Raw genomic sequence first — 9,311 nt, 5'->3', positions numbered from 1 at the left:
CGGCACGCCGTCGAGCTCCTGAGCGGCCCCTTCGTCCCCGTCAGCGAGTGCCGACCGCCGCGCGCACGGCGCGCCGGGCCAACTGGCAGTCGTCGTGCAGCCGCCGCAGCAGCAGCCTCTGCTCCTCGCCGGTCGGCGCAGCACCCGGGTGGGCCGTGCCCGGTGCCGCCGGGGCCGGATCGTGCATCGAGCGTTGCACGGCCGTCTCGTAGGTCCGGATCTCACGGGTCAGCACCAGCATCAGGTTCACCAGGAAGGCATCCCTGGACGCAAGCCCCGCCGACTGCGCGATCTGGCTGATCTGACGACGAGCGACCGGTGCGTCCCCGAGCACCGACCACAACGTCGCCAGGTCATAGCCCGGCAGGTACCAGCCGGCATGCTCCCAATCCACCAGCACTGGACCGGCCGGTGACAGGAGCATGTTCGACAGCAGTGCGTCGCCGTGGCAGAACTGGCCCATGCCCTGCCGCCCGGAGGCCTGCGCGATCCCGTGCAGCAGTTTCTGCAGGTCGCCCAGGTCCCGGTCGGTGAGCAGGCCCAGCTCGTGGTACCGGGAGATCCGGGCCGCGTAGTCGAGCGGGGCGTCGAACGTACCCGCGGGCGGTCGCCAGGCGTTCAGCCGGCAGATCGCGCCGAGTGCCGCTCTGATGTCCGCCCGGGGCGGTGCCTCCGCCGGGTGCCGCTGGAGCGCCGCCACCCGCCCCGGCATCCGCTCGATCACCAGCGTGCAGTTGTCCGGGTCCGCCGCGATCAGTCTCGGCGCCCGCACGGGTGGGCGGTGCCGGACGAACGAGCGGTATGCCGCTATCTCGTGGCGGATCCGCTCCGACCAGGCGGGCGAGTGGTCCAGTAAACACTTGGCGACAGCCGTGCTGCGACCGGTCGTGCCGACCAGGAGCACGGACCGTCCGTTGCGGCGCAGCACCTGCACCGGGGCGAACTCCGGACAGATGCGGTGCACGGCGGCGATCGCCGTGCGCAGCTGCGCGCCCTGGGGGCCGGACAAGTCGAGTCTCCCGCTGAGCGGTTGGGTGCCGAGGACCGCGCCGCGCCGAGCCCTGCCCGCACCGAGCACGGGGGCCGCCGACCGCGCGGGGGCGAGGTAGGGGCCGCTGTCCGTGGGACGCGGGTGCAGCGACCGGGGCGGTGCGGACACGGAGGACGATGCTGCGTACATGGGCGAAACAGATCCCTTCGTGTGCCTGCGACGACAGCGCACCACCCGGCCCGGATGCCCGGGAGGACCCTGGGGAGTGTCCCTGGCGACCGGGTCGGGGTGGCGCGTTCCTACCTGACACCGGATGGCCGGTGGCACACCATCTGGCGCACCCTGGCGAACCCTGGCGAATAGTCGCCCGGCAAGTCTCCCCGGGCTACTGTCAACTCAGCCGAGAACCTGGGGGCTTGACGTGAGCGGACAACCCAACACCCGGCTCGCGGACCTGTTCGGACTGGCCGGCTGGTCCAAGGGCGAACTCGCGAGGCTGGTCAACCGGCAGGCGGCGGCCATGGGCCATCCCCAGCTGTCGACCGACACCTCCCGGGTGCGGCGGTGGATCGACACGGGAGAGATCCCGCGCGATCCGGTGCCGCGGGTGCTGGCGGCTTTGTTCACCGAGCGTCTCGGCCGTGTCGTGACCATCGAGGACCTCGGTCTGGTCCGGCACGGGCGTGCGGGGAAACGGCAGGGCGGCGGGAGCGCGGATGCTCCCGACGGCGTGCCGTGGGCGCCCGAGCGGACGGCTGCGGTCCTCACCGAATTCACGGGAATGGACCTCATGCTCAACCGACGCGGCTTGGTGGGCGCGGGCGCCGCGCTCGCCGCGGGATCCGCACTCAGCAGCGCCATGTACGACTGGCTGCACACCGACCCTTCCCTGGCTGCCGACGCCCCCGACCTCGACCATCCCCTGCACGCCGACCCCGCCGGGTTCGACCGCTACGAGGCCGCCCCCATCGGGTCGCAGGAGATCGAGGAACTGGAGCGCTCGGTCGAGGTGTTCCGCGCCTGGGACGCGGCCCGCGGCGGCGGGCTCCAGCGCAAGGCCGTGGTGGGCCAGCTCAACGAGGTGGGCGGCATGCTCGCCTACCGTCACCCACCCCACCTCCAGCGGCGCCTGTGGGGCGTCGCCGCCAACCTCGCCGTCCTCGCGGGCTGGATGTCGCACGACGTCGGTCTGGAGCCCACGGCCCAGAAGTACTTCGTCATCGCCGCGCACGCGGCCCGGGAGGGCGGGGACCGGCCCCGCGCGGGCGAGGCACTGTCCCGCGCCGCCCGCCAGATGGTGCACCTGGGCAGGCCGGACGACGCCCTGCACCTGATGAAGCTCGCCACGTCCGGTTCCGGTGACGAGGTGCTGCCCCGCACCCGGGCGATGCTCTACACCGTCGAGGCCTGGGCACAGGCCTCCATGGGCAAGGGCCAGGCGATGCGCCGCACCCTCGGCCGGGCGGAGGACCTGTTCGTCTCCGACAAGGCCGATGTCCCGCCGCCGGACTGGATGCAGACCTTCAAGGAGGAGGACCTGTACGGCATGCAGGCACTGGCCTACCGCACGCTCGCCGAGTTCGAGCCGGGCGCGGCGGCGCATGCCCAGCACTACGCGGAGAAGGCCCTCGCCCTACGGGTCGACGGCCGGCAGCGGTCGAAGATCTTCGACTACCTGTCGATGGCGTCGGCCTGCTTCATCGCGGACGACCCCGAACAGGCCGACCGGTACGCGCGCCTGGCCCTGGTGTCGATGGGGTCCAACTCCTCACATCGCACCTGGGACCGGCTGCGTCAGATGTACCGGCTCACGGCCGAGTACTCCGGCTACCCGAAGATCCAGGAGCTGCGGGAGGAGATCAAGCTCGCCCTTCCGAGGACGAAGGGCAGGGGCGCCAACCACGCACAGGCCTGAGTCGGGCTGCGTTTCCTCAAGACGTCACCTTGGCCATGAGCACGCAGGCGTTGTCCTCGCGCGCGCCCTCGCCGAACTCCTGGACCACGGTCCGCAGGCAGTCCTCCGCGGTGCGGTTCCCGGCCAGGCGGGGTGCCAGACCGAGGAGGAGATGTGCGGCCGCCGATCCCGTGTGCCCGGGCACCAGCCCGTCGGTGTGCAGGAGCAGCAGGTCACCCACCTCGAGTGTCTCTTCGGCCTGCCCGTAGACGGCGCCCGACGTGGCGCCGAGCAGGACACCGTCGGGTGCGTTCAGCGCGCGCCCCGTCCCGTCGCGGAAGAGCAGCGGGGCGGGGTGTCCGGCCTGCGCCCACACCAGTGTCCGGGTCGAGGGCCGGTAACGGCAGCAGACGGCGCTGCCCAGGGCGGGTTGCACGGTGGCGTCGAGTAACTGGTTCAACCAGGCCATCAACCGCCCTAGTTGCGCACCGGCCATCGCCATGCCGCGTACGGCACCGAGCAGCATGGTCATGTTCGACGTGACGCCGACACCCTGGCCGGTGAGATCGCCGACGCTGAGGAGCGTTTCGCCGTCGGCCAGTTCGAGTGCGTCGTACCAGTCGCCGCCGATGAGTGTGTTCGTGGAGGCCGGCAGGTGCTGGGACGCGAGGTCGAGGGTCCTGGGCCCCCTGTGCGGGAGCCGCAGGGAGCCGCGCCACTGGGGCAGCACGGCCTCCTGCAGCTCGACCGCGAGCCGCTGCTCGCTCCGCGCGGCCTCCTGCCGGTGGTGGAGCGAGTCACGGGTCTCGCTCACCGCCCGCTGGCTGCGGCGCAGTTCGCTGACGTCCCGCAGCACGGCCCACATCGAGGCGGTGCTGCCGTCAGCGTCGAGCACCGGTTCGCCCATCATGTGGACGGTCCGTACGTCGCCGCCCCGGCGGGTGATGCGGAACTCGCCGTCGATGGGCCTCGCGTCGACGAGGCAGTCCGTGACCATCGCCGTCAGCTTCGGCCGGTCCTGGTCCACCACCAGCGACGGCAGCTCATCGAGGGTGAGAGGCGGAGCGGCCGGGTCGCGGCCCAGGATCTGGTAGAGCTCCCCGGACCAACTGGCCTCGTCGGTCAGGAGGTTCCACTCGGCGCTGCCGACCCTGCTGAGGAGTGAGCCCGGCGCGGATGCGGCGGGTTCCGGTTCCGCCGCCGTCGGCAGGGGGCCGTCCCGCAATTGGGCCAGGTGCTCGTCGAGGTCGTTGAGCTGGTGCAGGGCCAGGTCGCACAGGGCCCGTTGCCAGCGCTCGCGCGGGTGATCCGCTCCTTCCCCCTCGGCGTCGCGGCGCACCGCGTCCACGTCGCCCTTGAGCCGCCGCGTCTGCGATATGAGCGCGTCGACCGAGCCGCGGCCGGGCGGCTGGGCGGCTGGGCGGTCCGCGGAGAGGTGGGACGGCATGACGCACTCCGATGCGGGGACGGTTCGACCAAGGCGGACGGAGGGACCGTTACGACTGTTGCACAGCCCGCGACGCCCTGTAAGGGATTCGACGACACACGATACGGTGGTGCTTCTGGCATATGCCACAGTCTCACGGAGTTACTCCGAGGTAGGTGCTGACCGCGCCACTCGGAGATCCAAGTCGTAGATTACACACGGCATTTGACGGTCCGTCGGGACACCGGTGCGAGGCTGCTCCGGGTGTTCGACGACCCTGTGTTCGATCCCGGCCGAGCGGGTGCTCCGTCAGTACCGCAGCACCCCGGCCATGCCGTCCGCCTCACCGAGTGTGCCGTCCGGTACGAAGCGGACGTCGGCCCCGGTCTCCAGGCACTGTTCGACGATCTCGTCCACGATGTCCTCGCGGGAGTCGAGGTCGCCGGTCTCGGCGAGGATCAGATGGTCCCCGGCGTCGCGGACCGTCACCCGGTAGTTCTCCTCGACGGCCAGCAGCCGGACGCGGCCGTCCCGGGCGCTCTGCCACAGCTCGTCGACACCGGCGGCGAACTCCCGTCGTCCGCGGGCCGTCTCGAGGGCGCGGGTCACGGCGTCCGTGCTCCTGCGGGCCTCCGCCTCGACCACCGGCCGCACGGCCTGCCACACGACCTCGGGGGTCCCGTGAGCGAGCCCGCCGTGCGGGATGTGCACCGCGCTCCGGGCGGCGGCGCCGACCTCGTCCAGCAGGGAGAGGGCGGCCGGCTCGCCGGTGACGTACAGTCGCCTCGGACGGTCGCGCAGCACGGCGCTCATTGCGGTGCCGGCCTCGCGCAGGAACTGGCGCGTGCGTTCCTCCCGGAAGGCGCTCGGGGTGTCACCGATCCGCTGCTGCCGCTCCGGGTCGAAGTTCTCCACGCGCCGGGTCATCGGGAAGCCGCCGAGGCGGGCCTCGGCGACCCGGTCGACGCCGCCGTTCCACAGGGTGACGCAGTCCGCGGCGAGCGACAGGACCCAGAAGGGCCGCCCGGCCGTCTGGGCGGAGACGAGGTTGCGGGTGAGGAAGGTGTCCGACAGCACCACCCGCTCGGGTACGGACCTGGCCAGGGACCACACCTGGTGCTCGCCCGGAGCAGCGAAGATCGCCAGGCCGTCCTCGGCGTGCGTCAGGTCGACCTCGGTCAGCGCCCGGTCGAGGTGCCCGGCCACCTCGGTGCGTCGCTCGCGGGTGACGGCCGGATCGGCCTCCAGCTGCCTCTTGGCCTCGGCGACCACGTTGCGCAGCCGGACCTGGTCCTGGGCGTTGTAGGGATCGCGCCGGTGGGTCGGCGTCAGCACGGAGACCGCGGGGTAGGGGCGCGGGCGCCGCAGCTCGGCAAGGGTCGCGGGACTCAGAACGCTCTCCATGACAGAACGATAGTGCGAATTCACGATGAGGGCATTTGGGGCAGTCGATCTCATTCGTCGTCGCGGTCGGAGCCGCAGGAGCTGCCGTCCGGGGGGAGCGTTCCGTACAGCAGGAAGGCGTCGACCTTGGCGTGCACGCACTTGGACGAGCCGTAGCCGGTGTGGCCCTCGCCCCGGTTGTCGAGCACCACGGCCGACGATCCGAGCCGCCTCGCCGTCTCCACCGTCCAGCGGTACGGCGTGGCCGGGTCGCCCCGGGTGCCGACGAGGAGCATCCTCGGCGTCTCGACGTCCTTGACGTCGTCACGGATGTAGTCGGTGCCCCTGGGGCGGCCGTAGCACATCAGTACCTGGGTGAGCCGGTACCGTCCGAACACCGGTGACGCCTGCTCGTAGCGGGCGCGGAGCCGGCCGAGGTCCTCGGTGACCTGCTCGGCGGCGGGGCGGTCGGGATCGTCCGCGCAGTTGACCGCCATCAGCGCCGCCGGCAGGTTGTCGAGGGGGATGTCCGCCGGGTCGGTGAGCCCGGCGTGCGGGGTGCGCCGCACCGGCAGGGTGAAGCCCCCGGACAGGAACGCCTCGAGGCCGCGTGTGTCGCCGTCCTCGAGCAGCTGGCCGACGGCCCTCTGCAGCGAGGGCCACAGCTCCCTGCTGTAGAGGCCCTGCCCGAGGGCGCCCGCGAAGTCCTGACCGGTGAACGCCTCACCGAAATCGGTCGGCAGCGGGTCCTTGTCGAGCGACTCGACCACGTCCACGACGTGTTCCCGGGCCTCGCGCGGGTTTCGCCCGAACGGGCAGGCGATGTCCTCGGTGCACCAGGTCAGGAAGCTCTCCAGGGCTGTCTGCTGCCCCTGGGCGCTCGCCACGCCCTGGTCGGCCAGCGGTTCGGTCAGTGTGTCGACGCCGTCCAGCACCATCCTGCCGACCTTCCCGGGGTACTGGGCCGCGTACACCGCGCCGAGCCGGCTGCCGTAGGAGAAGCCCAGGTAGTTGAGCTTGTCGTCGCCGAGCGCGTCGCGCATGACGTCGAGGTCGCGGGCGGCGTTGACCGTGCCGATGTGGGGCAGGACCGGGCCCGAGTGCTCGGTGCACTGGGCCGCCGCCGCACGCAGCTCTTCGAGCACGGCCCCGGGATCGGCCACGTCGGCGTTGCCGTCCGTCGCGTCCAGGGCGTTGTCCGAGGCGTTTCCGCAGCTGACCGGAGAGGAGCGGCCGACGCCGCGAGGGTCGAAGGAGACGACGTCGTAGCCGTTCGTCAGGCCCATGAAGTTCTTGCCGCCCATGGCGAGTTGGGTCACACCCTGCCCGCCGGGACCGCCGAAGTTCAGCAGCACCGAACCCTGGGACCTGCCCGTGGCCCGGTAGCGGGCGACGGCGAGGTCGAGGGTGCCCTTGCCGGGCCTGGCGTAGTCGAGCGGGACGGTGACCTTCCCGCACTGGAGGTCCTTCGGCATGTCCATGCCCGCACACTTCGACCATGTGACCTTCTGGTCGTAGAAGCGTGACAGGCCGGGCGGAGGGCCGTCGGCGACCGGCAGTGCCGTGCCCAGCAGGGCGAGCCCGGCCGTACCGGTGACCGCGCAGCGCCGTATCGAGGGACGCGTGGACAGCTTGGCCAGCATCGATGCCTCCAGTGACGCGGGGCGACCCGCAGCGGACCGGGACGCCCTCGCTCACCATATGCGCGCCCCGAAGGCCTCGCCTCCGGGCGGGCGGGGCCGCGCGGCGAACCGTGTCCTGCCAGGCTCGCCCCCGTACCGGCCCGCATGCGGAGCCGGTATACGAAGGGCTTTACCGCTAGTTCGACAACCGGCCCGCTCGATGGAGTGAAAGGCCGATAAGCCATAACTCGGACCGGGCGCCCGGCGTTCTCTCCTGTGCGGGTGAGTGCCCGCGACGATGTCTGGAAGGCAGGGGTCCATGCGAAGGATGACCCGAAACGGAGTGATCGCCGTCGCCGCCGCCTCGGGCGCGATGACGGTGACCGTCCCCGCGTACGCCGGTTCCGGTGCGGACGGCTCGGCGGCCGGTTCGCCGGGGGTGGTCTCCGGCAACACCGCCCAGCTGCCGGTGCACGTCCCGGTGAACGTGTGCGGGAACACCGTGAACGTGGTGGGGCTCCTGAACCCCGCCGCCGGCAACAGCTGCGCGAACCAGGACGAGGGGCGGGGCGGCCGGCCGGGCGGGTCCGGCGGCGCGGTCGCCGAGGGCAGCGGAAAGGACTCACCGGGAGTGATCTCCGGCAACGGTGTGCAGCTGCCGGTGGACCTCCCCGTCAACGTCACGGGCAACTCGGTAGACGTGGTCGGAATCGGCAACGCCTCGAGCGGCAACGAGTCCTCGAACACCCCCGGCGACCACCGCCCGGTCCGTCCCCAGCATCCGCCGAAGCCGGTCCCGAAGCCGACCCCGCCGCCCCGGCCGAACCCGGCCCCGGAACCGGAACCGGCCCCGCGTACCGTCCCGCACGCCAGGGGCGCCCTGGCCCACACGGGCACGGACCACGCGCTCCAGGCCGTCGCGGCGAGCGCGGCACTGGTCGCCGGGGGAGTGGTGCTGCGCCGGAGGTTCCGTCCGGGGGCGGACGGCTGACCCGCACGGGCTACACCGCCTTCGCCACCCCCGTGAGCAGCACCATCCCCGAGTCACCGTGGCCCGGCCGGGTCGGGTCCATGTCGATGTGGGTCACGTCCAGCTCCCGGGTCAGGGGCGCGAAGACCTCCGTGACGGTGGCCGGGTTCACCGGACAGCCCGGCCAGCGGGAGGCCGGCCCGATGCGGTACGTCGGCATGTTCTCCATGAAGGCGGCGACCAGGCGGCCGCCCGGCCGGGCCGTTCGGACGAAGGTGCGGCAGAAGTCGGCGAACTCGGCGAAGTCCTCCGTGGCGCCCTCGGCGACGAAGTGCATGGAGGCGAGTTCGTAGGTACCTCGTGGCAGGGACCGGACGTCGGCATGGACGACGTTGACCGGTGCCAGCGCCCCGGCCAGGGTCGCGGGCACCTCGGGGTTGAGTTCCCGGCACAGCGCGTGGAACGGGAGCCAGCTCGCGTCGGGACGGTGACAGATCTGGTCCGTGAGGTAGGCGACGTTGCTCGCTCCCGCCTCGACGGCGTCGATCCCGCGGCTCGCGGCGGACGCGAGCATCAGCGGGTAGAGGTTGGGACCCGCCCCGAACTCCACCGAGCGGGCGATGCCGCCCGGCGGAAGGCGCCGGTAGTAGGCGCTGTGGTGCGCGATGACCGCCGCGTCCCAGGGATGCACTTCGCGGTAGTTCTCCGCGAGGTAGTCGGCAACCGGCCAGCGGTCCCAGTCCACGTCGTCATTGTGCGTCGTCATGGCCGACTCGTCCCCCTGTGGTCCGTCCGTCGGCCAGGACTCCGCCAGGGCCATGGATGGGCGGGGCGGTGGACGTGCGTGCCGATCAGCGCCGTGAACGCGACGGGTACGGTCATGTACACGACGGAGCCAACCGCGACCAGTGCGACGTGGACGACCGTGGGCCGCCGGGGTGCCGTCGGCGGTCTGGATGACCGGGAGGACCAGGGCGGAGACGCCGTGCATGGATGGTCCGTCGGGTCTGAGGTCCCAATGGTCG

At 71.9% G+C, this 9,311-nt stretch carries 7 protein-coding genes; 2 read left to right on the top strand and 5 right to left on the bottom strand.

The features are described 5' to 3' along the window. Positions 1–40: 40 nt before the first annotated feature. Positions 41–1,180, bottom strand: a complete 1,140-nt coding sequence (locus ABT116_RS35575; protein WP_351642659.1) for an aminoglycoside phosphotransferase family protein — start codon at positions 1,178–1,180, stop codon at positions 41–43. Between the two features lie 232 nt (positions 1,181–1,412). Here ABT116_RS35575 and ABT116_RS35570 point away from each other — a divergent pair, with 232 nt between their 5' ends. Continuing rightward, entirely contained in the window at positions 1,413–2,906 is a 1,494-nt protein-coding gene (locus tag ABT116_RS35570; protein WP_351642657.1) for a DNA-binding protein NsdB, read from the top strand. 16 nt (positions 2,907–2,922) lie between these two features. Here ABT116_RS35570 and ABT116_RS35565 read toward each other — a convergent pair whose 3' ends face one another. The 3 genes from ABT116_RS35565 to ABT116_RS35555 all read right to left on the bottom strand — a co-directional run bounded on the left by ABT116_RS35565 (position 2,923) and on the right by ABT116_RS35555 (position 7,337). Then, positions 2,923–4,332, bottom strand: coding sequence for a PP2C family protein-serine/threonine phosphatase (locus tag ABT116_RS35565; RefSeq protein WP_351642655.1), 1,410 nt, complete (start codon positions 4,330–4,332; stop codon positions 2,923–2,925). A gap of 288 nt (positions 4,333–4,620) precedes the next feature. Beyond that, positions 4,621–5,715 (bottom strand): baeRF3 domain-containing protein, encoded by a 1,095-nt coding sequence (locus tag ABT116_RS35560; protein ID WP_351642652.1) that lies wholly within the window; start codon positions 5,713–5,715, stop codon positions 4,621–4,623. Positions 5,716–5,765: 50 nt separating this feature from the next. Next, positions 5,766–7,337 carry an alpha/beta hydrolase gene (locus tag ABT116_RS35555; RefSeq protein ID WP_351642648.1) on the bottom strand — a complete coding sequence of 524 codons (1,572 nt, stop codon included), beginning with the start codon at positions 7,335–7,337 and terminating at the stop codon, positions 5,766–5,768. Positions 7,338–7,635: 298 nt separating this feature from the next. Here ABT116_RS35555 and ABT116_RS35550 point away from each other — a divergent pair, with 298 nt between their 5' ends. Next, on the top strand, positions 7,636–8,307 hold the full coding sequence (locus tag ABT116_RS35550) for a chaplin (protein ID WP_351642646.1): 672 nt from the start codon (positions 7,636–7,638) through the stop codon (positions 8,305–8,307). A 10-nt stretch (positions 8,308–8,317) separates the two neighbouring features. Here ABT116_RS35550 and ABT116_RS35545 read toward each other — a convergent pair whose 3' ends face one another. After that, a complete protein-coding gene (locus tag ABT116_RS35545) occupies positions 8,318–9,052 on the bottom strand; it encodes a class I SAM-dependent methyltransferase (protein WP_351642662.1) in 735 nt (244 codons plus the stop codon). Positions 9,053–9,311 lie beyond the last annotated feature (259 nt).

Source organism: Streptomyces sp. NPDC002130, assembly GCF_040296465.1.
In the GTDB taxonomy this organism is placed as follows: Bacteria; Actinomycetota; Actinomycetes; order Streptomycetales; family Streptomycetaceae; genus Streptomyces.
This window is presented reverse-complemented; position numbering and strand designations above follow the sequence as displayed.